The 15,124-nt window shown below is 74.4% G+C and carries 15 protein-coding genes; 8 read left to right on the top strand and 7 right to left on the bottom strand.

Annotation, left to right across the window (positions count from 1 at the left end; genetic code table 11):
- Positions 1 to 24: 24 nt before the first annotated feature.
- Together DQ244_RS13195 and DQ244_RS13190 are read right to left on the bottom strand one after the other, a co-directional pair.
- A complete protein-coding gene (locus tag DQ244_RS13195) occupies positions 25 to 693 on the bottom strand; it encodes a CoA transferase subunit B (protein WP_113811926.1) in 669 nt (222 codons plus the stop codon).
- Entirely contained in the window at positions 693 to 1,490 is a 798-nt protein-coding gene (locus DQ244_RS13190) for a CoA transferase subunit A (protein ID WP_113811925.1), read from the bottom strand. Before DQ244_RS13190 ends, DQ244_RS13195 begins: the two co-directional genes overlap by 1 nt.
- A 246-nt stretch (positions 1,491 to 1,736) precedes the next feature.
- Between DQ244_RS13190 and DQ244_RS13185 the strand changes: the two genes are divergently transcribed.
- On the top strand, positions 1,737 to 2,042 hold the full coding sequence (locus DQ244_RS13185; protein ID WP_233491372.1) for a zf-TFIIB domain-containing protein: 306 nt from the start codon (positions 1,737 to 1,739) through the stop codon (positions 2,040 to 2,042).
- Between the two features lie 34 nt (positions 2,043 to 2,076).
- Here the strand turns inward: DQ244_RS13185 and DQ244_RS13180 are convergent, their stop codons facing one another.
- Positions 2,077 to 3,102, bottom strand: coding sequence for a sensor histidine kinase (locus DQ244_RS13180; protein ID WP_233491371.1), 1,026 nt, complete (start codon positions 3,100 to 3,102; stop codon positions 2,077 to 2,079).
- Positions 3,103 to 3,228: 126 nt separating this feature from the next.
- On the opposite strand from DQ244_RS13180, the gene DQ244_RS13175 reads away from it, so the two are divergent.
- The gene (locus DQ244_RS13175; RefSeq protein ID WP_113811922.1) at positions 3,229 to 4,653 is read left to right on the top strand and encodes an NADP-dependent succinic semialdehyde dehydrogenase; all 1,425 of its coding nucleotides are present in this window, start codon (positions 3,229 to 3,231) and stop codon (positions 4,651 to 4,653) included.
- A gap of 23 nt (positions 4,654 to 4,676) precedes the next feature.
- Positions 4,677 to 5,498 (top strand): hypothetical protein, encoded by an 822-nt coding sequence (locus DQ244_RS13170; RefSeq protein ID WP_113812043.1) that lies wholly within the window; start codon positions 4,677 to 4,679, stop codon positions 5,496 to 5,498.
- 9 nt (positions 5,499 to 5,507) lie between these two features.
- Here DQ244_RS13170 and pdxY read toward each other — a convergent pair whose 3' ends face one another.
- The 3 genes from pdxY to DQ244_RS13155 form a co-directional block, all read right to left on the bottom strand.
- Positions 5,508 to 6,359, bottom strand: coding sequence for a pyridoxal kinase PdxY (gene pdxY, locus DQ244_RS13165; protein ID WP_113811921.1), 852 nt, complete (start codon positions 6,357 to 6,359; stop codon positions 5,508 to 5,510).
- A 63-nt stretch (positions 6,360 to 6,422) separates the two neighbouring features.
- Complete coding sequence (locus tag DQ244_RS13160) at positions 6,423 to 7,250, bottom strand: IclR family transcriptional regulator C-terminal domain-containing protein (protein ID WP_113811920.1); 828 nt, start codon at positions 7,248 to 7,250, stop codon at positions 6,423 to 6,425.
- Positions 7,251 to 7,310: 60 nt separating this feature from the next.
- A complete protein-coding gene (locus DQ244_RS13155; RefSeq protein ID WP_113811919.1) occupies positions 7,311 to 8,801 on the bottom strand; it encodes an amidohydrolase family protein in 1,491 nt (496 codons plus the stop codon).
- A gap of 234 nt (positions 8,802 to 9,035) precedes the next feature.
- Here DQ244_RS13155 and DQ244_RS13150 point away from each other — a divergent pair, with 234 nt between their 5' ends.
- The 4 genes from DQ244_RS13150 to DQ244_RS13135 all read left to right on the top strand — a co-directional run bounded on the left by DQ244_RS13150 (position 9,036) and on the right by DQ244_RS13135 (position 12,985).
- Complete coding sequence (locus tag DQ244_RS13150) at positions 9,036 to 10,238, top strand: CaiB/BaiF CoA-transferase family protein (RefSeq protein WP_113811918.1); 1,203 nt, start codon at positions 9,036 to 9,038, stop codon at positions 10,236 to 10,238.
- Positions 10,235 to 11,065: a citryl-CoA lyase gene (locus DQ244_RS13145; RefSeq protein ID WP_113811917.1), complete on the top strand. Its 831-nt coding sequence runs from the start codon at positions 10,235 to 10,237 to the stop codon at positions 11,063 to 11,065. Before DQ244_RS13150 ends, DQ244_RS13145 begins: the two co-directional genes overlap by 4 nt.
- A 4-nt stretch (positions 11,066 to 11,069) precedes the next feature.
- Entirely contained in the window at positions 11,070 to 12,041 is a 972-nt protein-coding gene (locus tag DQ244_RS13140; protein ID WP_113811916.1) for a zinc-binding dehydrogenase, read from the top strand.
- 80 nt (positions 12,042 to 12,121) lie between these two features.
- Positions 12,122 to 12,985, top strand: coding sequence for a dioxygenase (locus DQ244_RS13135; RefSeq protein ID WP_113811915.1), 864 nt, complete (start codon positions 12,122 to 12,124; stop codon positions 12,983 to 12,985).
- A 40-nt stretch (positions 12,986 to 13,025) separates the two neighbouring features.
- Here the strand turns inward: DQ244_RS13135 and DQ244_RS19680 are convergent, their stop codons facing one another.
- The gene (locus tag DQ244_RS19680) at positions 13,026 to 13,175 is read right to left on the bottom strand and encodes a hypothetical protein (protein ID WP_199580377.1); all 150 of its coding nucleotides are present in this window, start codon (positions 13,173 to 13,175) and stop codon (positions 13,026 to 13,028) included.
- Between the two features lie 166 nt (positions 13,176 to 13,341).
- Between DQ244_RS19680 and DQ244_RS13130 the strand changes: the two genes are divergently transcribed.
- On the top strand, positions 13,342 to 15,063 hold the full coding sequence (locus DQ244_RS13130) for a protein kinase domain-containing protein (protein ID WP_233491370.1): 1,722 nt from the start codon (positions 13,342 to 13,344) through the stop codon (positions 15,061 to 15,063).
- Positions 15,064 to 15,124 lie beyond the last annotated feature (61 nt).

Genomic DNA, 15,124 nt, shown 5'->3' with positions numbered 1-15,124 from the left:
GCGCCACGCGGTGCGTCCGCCCGGTCAGACGGTGGCGGGCAGCGGCATCTCGCGGACGTCGTCGGCGATCGTGAGCGGTGCGCCGGTCTTCTCGACGACCTCCTCGACGGTCACGCCCGGCGCGGTCTCGCGGAGCACCAGGCCCTCGGGTGCCACGTCGATCACGGCCAGCTCGGTGACGATCCGGTCGACGCAGGCCTTGCCGGTCAGCGGCAGGGTGCACTCCTGGACGATCTTCGGGGACCCGTCCCGGGCGACGTGCTCCATCATGATGATCACGCGCCTGGCGCCGTGGACGAGGTCCATCGCCCCGCCCATGCCGTTGACCATCTTGCCGGGGATCAGCCAGTTGGCGAGGTCGCCGCGGGTGTTGACCTGCATGGCGCCGAGGACGGCGACATCGAGGTGCTTGCCGCGGATCATCCCGAAGGACAGGGCGGAGTCGAAGAAGCTCGCGCCCGGCAGGATCGTGACGGTCTCCTTGCCGGCGTTGATGAGGTCCGGGTCCTCCTCGCCCTCGAACGGGTAGGGGCCCACGCCCAGCACGCCGTTCTCCGAGTGCAGGACGACGTGCACGCCGTCGGGCACGTAGTTCGGGACGAGCGTCGGCATGCCGATGCCCAGGTTCACGTACTGGCCGTCCTCGAGCTCGAGGGCCACCCGGGCCGCGAGCTGCTCACGGGTCAGGGACATCAGGCGGAGGCCTCCTCGCCGGCGGCGGCCGGGGTCTCGGAGCGGTCGGTGCGCGGACGGTTCGTGAGCTTCTCGATCTTCTTGCCCTCGGTGCCCACCACGACGACGCGGTCGACGAACACACCGGGCAGGTGCACGTGCTCCGGGGTGATCTCGCCGGGCTCGACCAGCTCCTCGACCTCGGCGATGGTGATCCGCCCGGCCATGCCGGCCAGCGGGTTGAAGTTCGCCGCCGACTCGTGGAAGACCAGGTTGCCGTGCCGGTCGCCGCGGGCGGCGCGCACGAGCCCGAAGTCGGCGGTCAGCGCCGTCTCCAGCACGTACTGCTGGCCGTCGAACTCGCGCACCTCCTTGGGCCGGCTCGTCTCCACGACGTTCCCGTCGGAGTCGTAGCGGATCGGGATGCCCCCGTCGGCGACGAGCGTGCCCACGCCGGTGGGGGTGTAGAAGGCGGGGATGCCGGTGCCGCCGGCGCGCAGCCGCTCGGCGAGCGTGCCCTGCGGGGTCAGCTCGACCTCCATCTGCCCGGTCAGGTACAGCCGCGCCAGCTCCTTGTTGCCGCCGACGAACGAGCTGATCGTCTTGCGGATCCGGCCGGCGTAGAGCAGGACGCCGAGCGCCTGGTCGTCGACGCCGCAGTTGTTGGAGATCGTCGTCAGCTGGTCGGTGCCCTGCTCGAGCAGGGCGTCGATCAGCGCGATCGGGACCCCGCAGAGCCCGAAGCCGCCGACGGCGAGGACCGAGCCGGCCGCGATGTCGGCGACCGCCTCGCGGGCCGAGGCCACCACCTTGTCCACGTCAGACCTCCCGCTCGAGGAGTGCGGTGGGCGCGGCGTCCCACGTGTGGCGCGAAAGCGTCCGGTCCACCAAGTGCTCCCATCGGTCGGCCTGCGGGAACTCCAGTATCGCCGTCCACCGGTCCCGGATCGACGTGCGGACCCCACTGGGCGGAATGCGTTCCGCGCACATGCCGGCGGGAACTCCGGTGCCCCGGGGCCCGTTGCGCGGGCATGGAGCTGACCTGCCCGAAGTGCCACGGCACCATGCGGACCTACGAGCGCAACGGCGTGCACGTCGACCAGTGCTCCGACTGCCGCGGGATCTTCCTCGACCGCGGGGAGCTGGACCGCCTGATCGACGCCGAGACCGCCTACCACGACGCCCCCGCCCAGCGGCCCGACCCGTCGCACCGGCCTCCCGCCCAGCGGCACGGCGCGCCGGCGGCCGGAGGTCTCGGTTCGGTGGTCGGCGAGGTGCTCCGGCAGGTGCAGGGCTCCGGGCACTCGTCGCACTCGGGCTACGGCAAGCCGCACAAGAAGAAGTCGCTCATGAGCGAGCTGTTCGGCTGACGCCCGCGAGCCCGGCGGCCGGTGCCGCCCGGGTTCAGGGGAGCCGGATGGTGAGCCGCACGCTGATGCCGCCGTCGCCCTCGTGGTGCTCCCCGCCGCGGATGTCGACGTAGTCGCACAGCTGCCGGGCCAGCCACAGGCCCATGCCGCCGCGGGAGAGGTCGTCGCCGTGCGCCGGGCCGTACCCGGCGAACGGGTCGTCCCACCCGGGACCGCCGTCGGTGATGGTGCAGACGACGCGGTCGGGCGCGGTCCACAGCCGCAGCCCGACCGGCTGCAGGCCGTGCCGCACCGCGTTGGAGGTCATCTCGTCGACGGCGAGGAGGAAGTCCTCGATCAGCTCCGCCGGCGCGGTCAGGCCGGCGAGCTCGCCGGCGACGGCGTGCCGCAGGCCGATGAAGTCGGCGACGTCGTCGGCGGCGAACCGCGGGGGAGTGCGCTCCAGCGGTTCGTCGGGCACCGGCAGGTTGCGCAGGTGGAGCGCGGGCTGGATGAACGCCGGGCTGGGCGTGCGGCTGGTCGGCGTGACGAGCTGGCGGTGGGTGTGCCGCCCGGCCTCCACGACCGGCCCCGGCAGCCGGACGGTGTCGTAGAGGCACAGGCCCCACAGGTCCCAGCCGCGCAGCGCCTCGTTGATGACCGCCTCGTACCGCTCCCACTCCAGCCAGTCGCGCTCGGTGGGGCCGAAGTCGACCTCGCCGACCACGCGCACGCGGCCGGAGCCACCGGGGGCGTTCTCCTCGGCGACCCGGCGGAAGGCGGTGATCGCGGCGGGGGCCCGCCTCGCGTACGCGACGGTCTCGTCGAGCACGAGGATGCGGGGGTCCTCGCCCAGGACCTCGCGCAGCACCGCGGCGGTGCGCGGCCGCACGGCGACGACGGCGGCGTCCCCGGCCGCGAGACCGTCGGTCAGGAAGGGCGACACCGTGCCGACGAGGTCGTCGACCGAGTCGTAGAGGAGCGCGTCGTGCGGGAAGCCCCCGGGTGAGGGGTGACCCACCCCGCCCGTCGCCGTCCAGTTCACCCGTGCCCCCGCCGTCTGCGCCACCGGCCTGCTCACCGGCACTCCCCACGGTAGGCGACGTCGCCGGACCGGACAGCTCGAGACCGGACCCGCCCCGGGTCCTCCGGTTTCGACGACGTGCTCCCGGGCAGGTGACGAGGGTTCCAGCGGAGGGAGACAACCATGGCCATCGCCACCATCAACCCGGCCACCGGCGAGACGCTCAAGACCTACGAGCCGCTCACCGACGAGGCCCTCGAGGACAAGCTCGCCCGCGCGGCGGCTGCCTTCGACGGGTACCGCCTGACCACCGCCGAGCAGCGGGTCGGCTGGCTGCGCGCCGCCGCGGACGCGCTCGAGGCGGACACCGACTCCGTCGCCGAGCTGATGACGACGGAGATGGGCAAGACGCTCGCGTCGGCGAAGGCGGAGGCGGGCAAGTGCGTCGCAGCGCTGCGCTGGTACGCCGAGCACGGCCCGTCGTTCCTGGAGCCGGACGAGAAGGACGCCGCCGCGGTCAAGGCCGAGCGCGCCTACGTCACCTACCAGCCCCTGGGCGTGGTCCTGGCGATCATGCCGTGGAACTTCCCCCTGTGGCAGGCGATGCGCTTCGCGGCCCCGGCGCTGATGGCCGGCAACGTCGGCCTGCTCAAGCACGCGAGCAACGTGCCGCAGACCGCGCTGTACCTGGAGGAGCTGTTCCGCAAGGCGGGCTTCCCCGCCGACGTGTTCCAGACCCTGCTGGTGGGCTCCTCCACCGTCGAGAAGGTGCTGCGCGACGACCGCGTCATGGCCGCGACCCTCACCGGCAGCGGCCCGGCCGGCCAGTCGGTGGCGTCGATCGCCGGTGACGCGCTGAAGAAGACGGTGCTCGAGCTGGGTGGCTCGGACCCGTTCATCGTCATGCCGTCGGCGCACCTGGACCGAGCCGCCGAGGTGGCCACCACGGCCCGCAACCAGAACAACGGGCAGAGCTGCATCGCGGCCAAGCGGTTCTTCGTGCACCGCGACGTCGCCGAGGAGTTCACCCGGCTCTTCGCCGAGAAGATCGGCGCCCTGACCGTGGGCGACCCGATGGACGCCGACACGCAGATCGGTCCGCTGGCCACCGAGTCCGGCCTGCAGGACGTCGAGGAGTACGTGGAGGACGCCCGGGCGAAGGGCGCCACGGTCGCCGTCGGCGGGAAGCGGGTGGACCGGCCGGGCTGGTTCTACGAGCCGACGCTGCTCACCGACGTGACGCCGGAGATGCGGGTGCACAGCGAGGAGGTGTTCGGGCCGGTCGCCGCGCTGTACGTCGTCGACAGCCTGGACGAGGCCATCCGCATCGCGAACTCGCACGAGTACGGCCTCGGCTCGAACCTGTGGAGCGAGGACGAGGAGGAGCGCACGCAGTTCGTGCGGGACATCCAGTCCGGCATGGCCTTCATCAACGGGATGACCACCAGCTACCCCGACCTGCCCTTCGGCGGCATCAAGCAGAGCGGGTACGGCCGCGAGCTGACCGAGGTCGGCATGCGCGAGTTCATGAACGCCAAGACGGTCTGGGTCGGGCCGCCGAGCAGCGAGCAGGGCGAGGGCGACACCGCCGGGGCCGCCGCCGAGTGACGATCGCGGGGGACGGTGGAGGCGTGTTCGACGTCGACTGGATGGGCCTGCTGACCCGGGAGGTGCTCCGCGAGCGCGGAGCCGCGCTGATCGCCGAGAGCTGCGCCTGGGCGGTGGGCATGTCCGACCAGCCGCACCACGAGCGGCGGGCCGGGCGGCTCGTCGCCACCGGTCTGACGGTGGGTGAGCGGGCCGCCCACGGCCGGCCGCTGGCCGGTGAGGAGGACGGTCGCCTCGAGCTGGGGGACGCCCGGCCCGGCACGTTCCAGGACGCGCTGAACATGGTCGATGCGCAGGGGCGCGTGCAGGCCGAGCGGTTCGACGACGAGGTGCTGGTGCCCTTCGTGCGCGACACCTGCCTGGTCGCGGCCGAGCGCGCCCGGGCCACCCGGCCGGCCGACTGGGCCGAGCTCGCCGACGACCTCGGCGAGAGCCCGCGCGACGCGCTGGACGTGGTGCGGGCGGTTGGCTGGGAGGCGCCGCTGCGCATCGACGCCGAGCACCTCGTGCTGGCCGCGCTCGGCGGGGTCCCGCTCATCGAGGTGGAGGCGGAAGGGCTGCCGCTCTCGCTGGTGCGCGCGGCCGAGGCGGTCACCCGCACCGCCGCCGTCCCCGAGCCCGTCCCGGTGCCCGACGACAGCCTGGCCGGAGCGCTGTTCCTGGCCCGGGCCGCGCTGGAGGGCTCCGGCTGCACGGTGCCCGTGCGCCCGGAGGAGGCCGACCTGCTGCTGGCGGCCCTCGGCGACAACGGCCTGGAGCCCGACGAGGTGTCCGCCGTCCTGCCGCACCTGCCGGTCGAGGAGGCGACGATCACGAGGATCGAGGCGACCCTGGCCCAGCGCTGAGGCGCCGGGTCAGACCTCCTCGACCTCGAAGGTCCGGGTCGGGGCGACGAACTCCTCCTGGGCGGGGACCAGCAGGATCTCCCGCGAGCCGGCCTCCTCGGTCCGGGCCAGCAGACCGAACGCCGACGCCGACGCCCGGCCGAGCGCCTCCGACGCCGACCGGGTGTCCAGCCAGTGCGCCAGGAACAGCGCGGCGATCGCGTCGCCGGCGCCGTTGACCGAGACGCCCAGCCGCGGCGTGCGCACGCGGAAGTGCCGGCCGCCCTCGGACGCCAGCAGGTCGACGGCGTCGTCCGGGGTGTCGTCGGCGACGAGCGAGGTGGTCAGCACGACCCGTGGACCCAGCGCCTGCACCGACGCGACGGCGTCCTTGACCGAGGCGAGGGAGCGGGTCTGCGCCCCGGACAGCAGGTCGAGCTCGTAGTGGTTGGGCGTCACGAGATCGGCGGCGGGCACGGCGACCTCGCGCATGAACTCCTCGATGCCCGGGCGCACGAACACCCCGCGGCCGACGTCGCCGATCACCGGGTCGCAGCAGTAGACGGCGGCCGGGTTGGCCTCGCGCACCCGGGCCACGGTGCCCACGACCGCGTGGCCGATGTCGGCCGAGCCGAGGTAGCCCGACAGCACGGCGTCGCAGGAACCGAGCACGCCGCGGTCGGCGACGCCCTGCACGAGCTCGTCGATCGACTGGCCGTCGTACACGCGGCCGGTCCACTCGCCGTAGCCGGTGTGGTTGGAGAACTGGACGGTGTGCACCGGCCACACCTCGATGCCGAGGCGCTGCAGCGGGAACACCGCCGAGCTGTTGCCCACGTGGCCGTAGGTGACGTGCGACTGGATGGAGAGGACGGCGGTCACGCCGGAACCCTGGCACACCGACCGAAGGGCCGGGGAGACCGTCTCTCGCCGACGCCGCCGGCCTCAGCCCGCGGCGGAGCTCCCCGGCGCCGGGCGCAGCTCGACGTGCGGCCGGGACTGCCACAGCGCCCACTCGGCGCTGACGTCGCCCGCGGTGCGCAGCAGCTGCGGGAGGTGCTCGGTCAGCAGCTGCTCGGTCGAGGTCTCCGCCGCGTGCACGGTGACGTTCATGGCCGCCCGCACCACGCCGGCGCCGTCCCTCACCGGGACCGCCACCGACCGGACGCCCGGGGCCAGCTCCTCGTCGGCCAGCGCCCAGCCCCGGGCGCGCACCTCGGTCAGCTGGTCCTGGACCTGGGCCGGCGACCGGTGCAGCGGGACGGGCAGCCCGGACCGCGAGGGCTCGGACAGGGTGGTGGCGAGCTCGGCGGGGGAGAGGGCCGCCAGCAGCACCTTGCCCTGCGAGGTCTGCACGGCGGGGAACCGCGTGCCGATGTCGACGCGCAGCGCGATCAGCTTCGGCACGGCCACGCGGGCGACGTAGACGATGTCCGAGCCGTCCAGCTGGGCCATCGACGACGACTCGCCGGTGCGCCCGACGAGCGCCTCCATGTGCGGCCGGGCGATGTCCCACAGCCCGAGCGACGTCACGTAGGCCATGCCGAGCTCGAGCACCTTGGGGGTGAGCGTGAAGGCGCCGTCGGCGGACCGGACGTAGCCGAGCTCCTCCAGCGTCAGCAGCAGCCGCCGGGCCGTCGGCCGGGCCAGCGACGCCGCGGTCGCCACGTCGCTGAGCGACATGCTGCGCCGCCCGGCGTCGAAGCAGGTGAGGACGTCGAGCCCCCGGGCGAGGGCCTCGACGAAGTCGGGCCCGGTGCCGCGTCCCGCCATTGCGGCTCCCTTCGGTGGTGGATGGCCGGCCCCCCGCGGCGCAGGGGGCCGGCCGGTGCGTCATCGCTCGGTGTTGAGGTGCTCCTCGAAGATCTCCTCGCGGGCGGCGTGCGTGCCCTCGGACTTGTAGTCGGTGTACTGGTACGGGTTGTCCAGCAGCTTCGGGTCGGGGAGCTCGGGGTGCATGCCGGCCACCCAGGTCTCCTCGCCCAGCTCCGACCGCAGGTGCTCGACGGTGTCCTCGATCTCGCGGCGCACGCCGGACAGGTCGCTGCCGACCAGCGCGTGGGCGTGCTTCACGACCCGCCCGTCGACCAGCACGGTGTGCACGTCACCGCGCTGGGCCTGGAACGCCACGTGCCCGTAGGGGTTGAGCACCGGGAAGGACACCGGCGAGGCGTCGTTCTTGATCAGGACGACGTCGGCCTTCTTGCCCGCCTCGAGGCTGCCGAGGTCGTCGCGGCCGAGCGCCGCCGCGCCGCCGCGGGTGGCCCAGCGGACGACGTCCTCGGCGCGCAGCTCGAGCTGGGTGATGGTGTCGCCCTTGAGGTGGGCCTCGAAGTGCTCGCGGGAGCGGTCGGCGCCCAGCGTCGTCCGCATGGCCGTGAACAGGTCGCCGCTCCACCAGACGCTGGTGTCCATCGACAGCGACACCGGGATGCCGTGCCGGCGCACCTGCCAGGTGGGCGGGTAGCCCTGGCCGGCGCTCTGCTCGGACTCGGTGGAGACCGAGATGGAGCCGCCGGTGGCCGCGATCCGGTGGTAGGAGTCGGGGCTGAGGCTGGCGGCGTGCACGTAGACGGTCTCGGGGTTCATGAAGCCGTGCTCGTGCATGAGCCGGATGCCGTCGTCGTTCGTCGCGCCCCAGACGCCGGCGTGCGTGGTGACCGGCAGGGCCAGCTCGCGGGCGACCTCGAAGGCGGCCTTCTCGGGGAAGCTCGGGTCGCCGGTGACGTCGAAGGCGAGCTGCAGGCCGAGCATGCCGTCGCCAGAGTCGCGGTGCCGCTCCAGGAACGAGCGGACGGCGGGGTCGGCGGTCCACTCCCACGGGGCGGCCTGGATGTTGCCGTAGGCCAGGACGAAGCGGCCGGGGACCGAGCGGAGGGCCTCCACGGCGGCCTCGGCGTGGTCGACAGACTGCAGGCCGTGCGACCAGTCGACGGTGGTGGTGACGCCGGCCTCGAGCGACTCCAGCGCCGAGAGCCGGTTGCCGGCGGCGACGTCCTGGGGGCGGAACTTCCGGCCGTGCTCCAGGTAGTACCAGACGAAGTACTGCGTCAGGGTCCAGTCGGCGCCGTAGCCGCGCATCGCGGTCTGCCACATGTGCCGGTGGGTGTCGATCATGCCGGGCATGACGATGCCGCCCCGGGCGTCGACCTCCTGGGTGCCCTCGGGAACCTCCAGGGCGGGTCCGACGGCGGCGATGCGGTCGTCGACCACCAGGACGTCGGCGTCGGGCAGGATCGTGCCCGCGTCGTCCATGGTCAGGACCGTGCCGCCGCGCAGGACGACCGGCCGGCCGGTCACCGGGGTGGGCTCGGACTGGGACATGGTCTCCTCCTGGACGTCGGGGGCCTCCTCGGACGTCTGTCCGCTTGACGGACGCCGGGTGCGATGTGGGTCACGATGCTGCTCCGGGCGGCGTGTGTCAACAGTTCGGCCCACGTCGGCGACCTGCTGCATGAGCACCGGTTGACAGCACCGCGGCGGCGGGCCGAGACTCGACCGCGGATCTGCGGACGGCTGTCCGTGTGCACCTCGAGGCAGGGAGCGGCTGAGCACCTCATGAGCGATTCCGGAGCAGGGTCGACGGCATCGGCGCAGGACCGTCCGGGGCCGCTGTCCGGACTGCTCGTCGCCGACTTCTCGCGCATCCTCGCCGGTCCGTACAGCACCATGCTGCTGGCCGACCTCGGTGCCGAGGTGGTCAAGGTCGAGGGCCCGGGCGGCGACGACACCCGCACCTGGGCGCCCCCCGTCCGCGAGGGCGTCTCCACCTACTACCTGGGCGTCAACCGCAACAAGCGCTCGGTGGCCCTGGACCTGAAGAACCCCGAGGACCTGGCCGCGGCCCAGGAGCTCGCCCGCCGCGCGGACATCGTCGTCGAGAACTTCAAGCCCGGCGGCCTAGGCCGCTTCGGCCTGGACTACGACACGGTGGCCGCCACGAACCCCGGCGTCGTCTACGCCTCGATCAGCGGCTTCGGCAGCGGCCCGGGCGGGCGGTCGCTGCCCGGGTACGACCTCATCGTGCAGGCCATCTCCGGGCTGATGAGCCTGACCGGCGACCCCGAGGGCGAGCCGTACCGCGCCGGCGTCGCGGTCTTCGACGTGATGGCCGGCCTGCACGCCACCATCGGCGTCCTCTCCGCCCTGAACCACCGGCGCGAGACCGGGCGCGGGCAGCACGTCGAGGTCAGCCTGCTGGCGTCGGCCATGTCCGGGCTGGTGAACCAGACCAGCGCGTTCGTCGCCGGTGGCGTCGTCCCCTTCCGGATGGGCAACAGCCACCCGAGCCTCTTCCCCTACGAGCCGCTGCCGTGCTCCGACGGCGACCTGATCATCACCGCGGGCAACGACGGCCAGTTCCGCAAGCTGTGCGAGGTGCTGGGCCTGCCGGAGCTCGTCGAGGACCCGCGCTTCCTCCGCAACGAGGACCGCACCGCCAACCGCGACCAGCTGCGCCCGCTGCTGGTGGAGCGGCTGGCGACCCGGACCAAGATGGAGTGGTTCCGCGAGATCATCGCCGCCGGGGTGCCGTGCGGGCCGATCAACACCATCGACCAGGGCGTCGCCTTCGCCGAAGAGGTGGGCCTGGACCCGGTCGTCACCGTCGGCGAGGGGGACGCGGCCGTCCCGTCGGTGCGCCACCCCATCCGCTTCTCCGACACCGCGGCCTCCTACCGGCTGCCGCCGCCGGCCGTCGACGAGCACGGGGACGAGATCCGCCGGTGGCTGGCCGCACCGGCCGAGGAGGGGCAGCAGTGACCGACGACCGCCCGGTCTACCCGACCGCGCTCGGGGCCTCGAGCCTCGAGCGGATCACCCTGCTGGGCTCGGACCTCGCCGAGGACGTGATGGGGTCCGTCGGTTTCGGCGAGCTGGCCTTCTGGCTGGCCACCCAGCGCCGCCCCAGCCCGGGGGAGATCCGCGTCTTCGAGGCCGTGCTGGCCGCGCTGGCCGACCACGGGTTCACGCCGACGGCGATCGTCACCCGGCTCACCTACCTCTCCGCGCCCGACTCGATCCAGGGCGCGCTGGCCGCCGGGCTGCTCGGTGGCGGCTCGCGCTTCCTCGGCGTCACCGAGGACTGCGGGAAGTTCCTGCACGAGGTGCTCGCCGCCGTCGACGGTCCGCTGCCCACCGACGACGCCGGCTGGGACGCCCTGGCCCTGGAGACGGTGACCGCCTCCCGCGCGGCCGGCCGCTTCGTCCCGGGGCTCGGCCACCACGTGCACAAGCAGGGCGACCCGCGCACCCCGCGGCTGTTCCGGATCGCGACCGAGGAGGGCCTCTACGGCCCGCACCTGTCGCTGTTCGCCGCCATCGGCCGGGTGCACTCCCAGGTGCTGGGCAAGCAGCTGCCGCTCAACGGCGCCGGCGTGTGCGGCGCGGCGCTGGCCGACCTCGGGCTGCCGATGCAGCTGCTCCGCGGGTTCGCGCTGCTCGCCCGCACCGCCGGGCTCATCGGCCAGCTCGCCGAGGAGATCCGCAACCCAGTGGGCAACGACGTCTTCCTCTCCGTCGACCTGAACAACCGCCCGGTCGACCCCGATCCGTTCGTCCCCGAGCCGCTGCCGCGCGAGAAGGGCTGAGCCGATGCGCGCCGCCGTCGTCCAGGAGCCGGGGGAGACCCCCGTCGTCGCCGACCACCCCGCGCCCGCGGCGGGCGCCGGTCGCACCGTCGTCCGGGTGACCGCCGCTCCGATCGTGCCGCTGGACCTGCTGTGCGCGTCGGGCACCTCGTACTTCGGTCGCCCGGCCGTGCCCTACGTGCCGGGGGTGCAGGGCGTCGGGGTGGTCGAGAGCTCGACCACGCTGACCGCCGGCACCCGGGTGTGGTTCGCGACCTCGGCCGGGATGGCGCCGGGCGACGGCAGCCTCGCCGAGCTGTGCGCCGTCCCGGACGCCGACGTCGTGCCGGTGACCGCCGACGTGCCCGACGCCGCGCTGGCCGCGCTCGGCCTGTCCGCGGTGGCCGCGTGGATGTCGCTCACCTGGCGGGGCGGGTTGCGCACGGGCGAGCACGTGCTCGTCCTCGGCGCCGGCGGTGCCGTGGGCCAGGCCGCGGTCGGGGCGGCGAAGGTCCTCGGCGCCGGCCGGGTCGTCGCCGTCGCCCGTTCCGAGGAGTCCCGGGCGCGGGCGCTGGCCGCCGGCGCGGACGAGGCGATCGCCCCCGGGGACGACGTCGACGCGCTCACCGCCCGCCTCGCCGAGGCGACCGGCGGCCGGCTGGACCTCGTCGTCGACCCGGTCTTCGGCATCGCCGCCACCGCCGCCTCGCGGGCGCTCTCGCCCGCCGGCCGGCTGGTCAACCTCGGGGGCGCCTCCGGCGACGTCGCGGAGTTCTCCTCGGCGGTGCTCCGCGCGAAGAGCGCCTCGGTCCTGGGCTACACGAACAACGCGCTCACGGTCGAGCAGCGTCGCGACGCCCTGACCGCCGTCGCGGAGCACGCCGCCGCCGGCGCGCTCGCGGTGGCGCACGAGCAGGTCTCCCTCGCCGACGCCGCCGACGCCTGGCGGCGGCAGGCCACCGGCGACCCCGGCGTGCGTCTGGTGCTCACGCCCTAGGCACCCACGACCTCCGCGGCAGTCGCGGAGGAGGCAGCGCGACCGGCCTCCCCGGCGCGCGGACGGCAGGAGGAACTCCCGTGCAGCTGGTCACCGAGGACAACATCACCGAGCTCGCCGTGCAGCGGTGGGCCACCGCCGGCGATCCGCGCCTGGCCGAGCTCATGACGGCGCTGGTGCGGCACCTGCACGACTTCGCCCGCGAGGTGCGGCTCACCGAGGCCGAGTGGATGGCTGCGGTGCAGTGGCTGACCCGCACCGGGCAGATCAGCAACGACAAGCGCGAGGAGTTCATCCTCACCTCCGACGTGCTGGGGCTGTCGATGCTCGTCGTCCAGATGAACCACCGGCTGGACCCGCGGGCGACCCCGGCGACGGTGCTCGGCCCGTTCCACATCGAGGGCTCGCCCGAGCTCGGCTACGCCGAGGACATGTCCGAGGGTCTGCCGGGCACCCCGCTGTACCTGCACGGGACCCTGCGCGACCTGGAGGGCAACCCGGTCCCGAACGCGGTGCTCGACGTCTGGCAGGCCGACACCGAGGGCGCCTACGAGTCGCAGATCCCCGACATCGACGAGGCGCGGCTGCGGGCGAAGTACACGACCCGCGAGGACGGCACCTACTGCGTGCGCACCATCGCGCCCCTGGGGTACGCCATCCCCATGGACGGCCCGGTGGGTGACCTCATCGGCCGCACCGAGATCAGCTACTTCCGCCCGGCGCACATCCACTTCCTGATCAACGTGCCCGGCTACGAGCCGCTGATCACCCACCTGTTCCAGGAGGGGTCGGACTACCTGGACAGCGACGTCGTGTTCGGCACGAAGCAGGAGCTGGTGACGGCGTTCGAGGAGCGCGAGCCGGGTCCGACGCCCGACGGCGGCACCAGCGACGTGCCGTGGCTGGAGTCGACGTACGACTTCGTGCTGCAGAAGCAGGCCTGACCGGGGCCCCCACCCCGCCTCCGGGGTGGGGGACGGCCGCTCAGACGATCGGTGCCGGCTCTCCGTCCGGCGGCGGCGCCACCGGACCGGTCGGGTCGGGGAGCCCCGAGGGATCGGGGGCGCCGGGGGTGTCGGGGTCGGCCGGCGTCGGGTCCGGCGGCGGGGCCTGCGGGTCGGGAGGTGTCGTCATGGACCGACGCTAACCCCGCCGGGCGCGCCCGGCCGGTCCGGCGGCGGCCGTCCCGGCGGCTCCTGATCCCCGGTCCGGGGTGTAGCCCCGGCCCCCGCCGGGCACTTCCGAGAACGGATCGGACGCAGCGCCATCAGGGGCCGCGTCGTGGGGGACGGAGCCAGGAGTGACCATCGTCGGACACGAGCGCGAGCTCCTGGACGGGCGCTACGCGCTCGACCACCTGATCGCCACCGGCGGGATGGGCGAGGTCTGGCGGGGGCGCGACGTCCGGATGGACCGGCCCGTCGCCATCAAGGTGCTGCGCAGCGAGTACGCCGACGACCCCGGGTTCGTCGCCCGCTTCCGCGCCGAGGCCACGCACGCCGCGGCCCTCAGCCACCCGAACATCGCCGCGGTGCACGACTACGGCGAGACCGAGACGGCGGCGACCGGAGAGCGCATCGCCTACCTGGTGATGGAGCTGGTCGACGGTGCGCCGCTGTCGGCCCTGTTCGGCGACGAGGGCCCGATGGACACCGCCACCGCGCTGTCGGTGCTGCGCCAGGCGGCCGCCGCCCTGGCCGAGGCCCACCGCGCCGGCGTCGTGCACCGGGACGTCAAGCCCGCCAACATCCTCATCGACCGCGACGGCCAGGTGAAGCTCACCGACTTCGGCATCGCCTGGTCCGCGGCGAGCGTCCCCCTGACCCAGACCGGCCAGGTGATCGGCACCCCGCAGTACATGTCGCCGGAGCAGGCGGTGGGGGAGTCCCCGCGCCCGGCGAGCGACGTCTACGCGCTCGGCCTGGTCGGGTACGAGTCGCTGACCGGGCACGCCGCGTTCGAGGGCGACAACCCGGTCACCCTCGCGCTCAAGCAGGTGCAGCAGGAGCCGGAGCCGATGCCGGCCGCGGTGCCCGAGGAGGTGCGCAGCCTCATCGGCGGTGCGCTGACCAAGGACCCCGACGCCCGGTTCCCGGACGCGCACGCCTTCCTCGCCGCGATCGACGCCACCCTCGACGGCGAGGCGGAGGCCTCCGCCACCCGCACCCTCCCGGTGGCGGCGACGTCCCCGAGCTCTCCGCCCGCCGCTCCGCGGGCCGCCGGGGCGGGGGCGCGGCGGGCCGCCCACCGTCGACCGGGCGCGCGCCGCCGCTGGATGGTCCTGGCGCCGCTGCTGGCCCTCCTCCTCGGCGCGGGCGTGGTCGCGGGGGTGCTCGGTCTCCCCGGCGGGCGGGAGCCGGCGGTCGACCCGGTGGCCTCGGCGCCCACCGCCGAGGGGGCCATCGTCCTGGCGGCGGACGACCACGTGGGGCGGCCGGCCGACGAGGTCGCCGCCGACCTGACCGCGCTGGGGCTCGAGGTCGAGCGCCGGGAGGTCGTCACGGACGAGGAGCCGGCCGGCACGGTCGTCGCGCTCGACCCGGCGGGGCGGCCGCTGTCGGCCGGCGACGAGGTGCGGCTCGACGTCGCGGTCGCGCCGTCCGGACCGGCGGGAGCCGTTCCCGGCGACCGACCGGCGCCGACGCAGGCCGCGCAGGGGACGACGGGCGCACCGGACCAGCCGGCCGGCACCACGCCCACCGGGGAACCGGCCGGCGAGCCCGGGTCGACCGGGACCGCCGGGAACACCACGCCCGGGGACTCCGGCACTCCGGCCCCCGACCCGACCCCGACCGCGGAGGAGACGACCCGGCCGGCGGCCGGCGGGGCCGAGGACGGCGGCACGACCGCGCCGTCGTCGCCGAGCGGCGGGACCACCGAGCCGACCGCCGAGCCGACCGCGGAGCCGACCGCCGAGCCGAGCGCCGAGCCGACCACGGAGCCGTCCGAGCCCGCTCCGGACGCCGGCACGGCCACCGAACCGGCGCCGGCGGGACCCGGGGAGGACGGCGCCGCCGGCTGACCGGTCGTCGCGGCGGGAGGCACTCGTCCGGTCCGGCTGCGGTGTCCCGGCGGCCGGGAGG

The sequence above is a fragment of the Blastococcus sp. TBT05-19 genome, from assembly GCF_003319095.1.
Lineage (GTDB): Bacteria > Actinomycetota > Actinomycetes > Mycobacteriales > Geodermatophilaceae > Blastococcus.
Note: the sequence above shows the minus strand (reverse complement) of the source record. Positions and strands in the feature narration are given on the sequence as shown.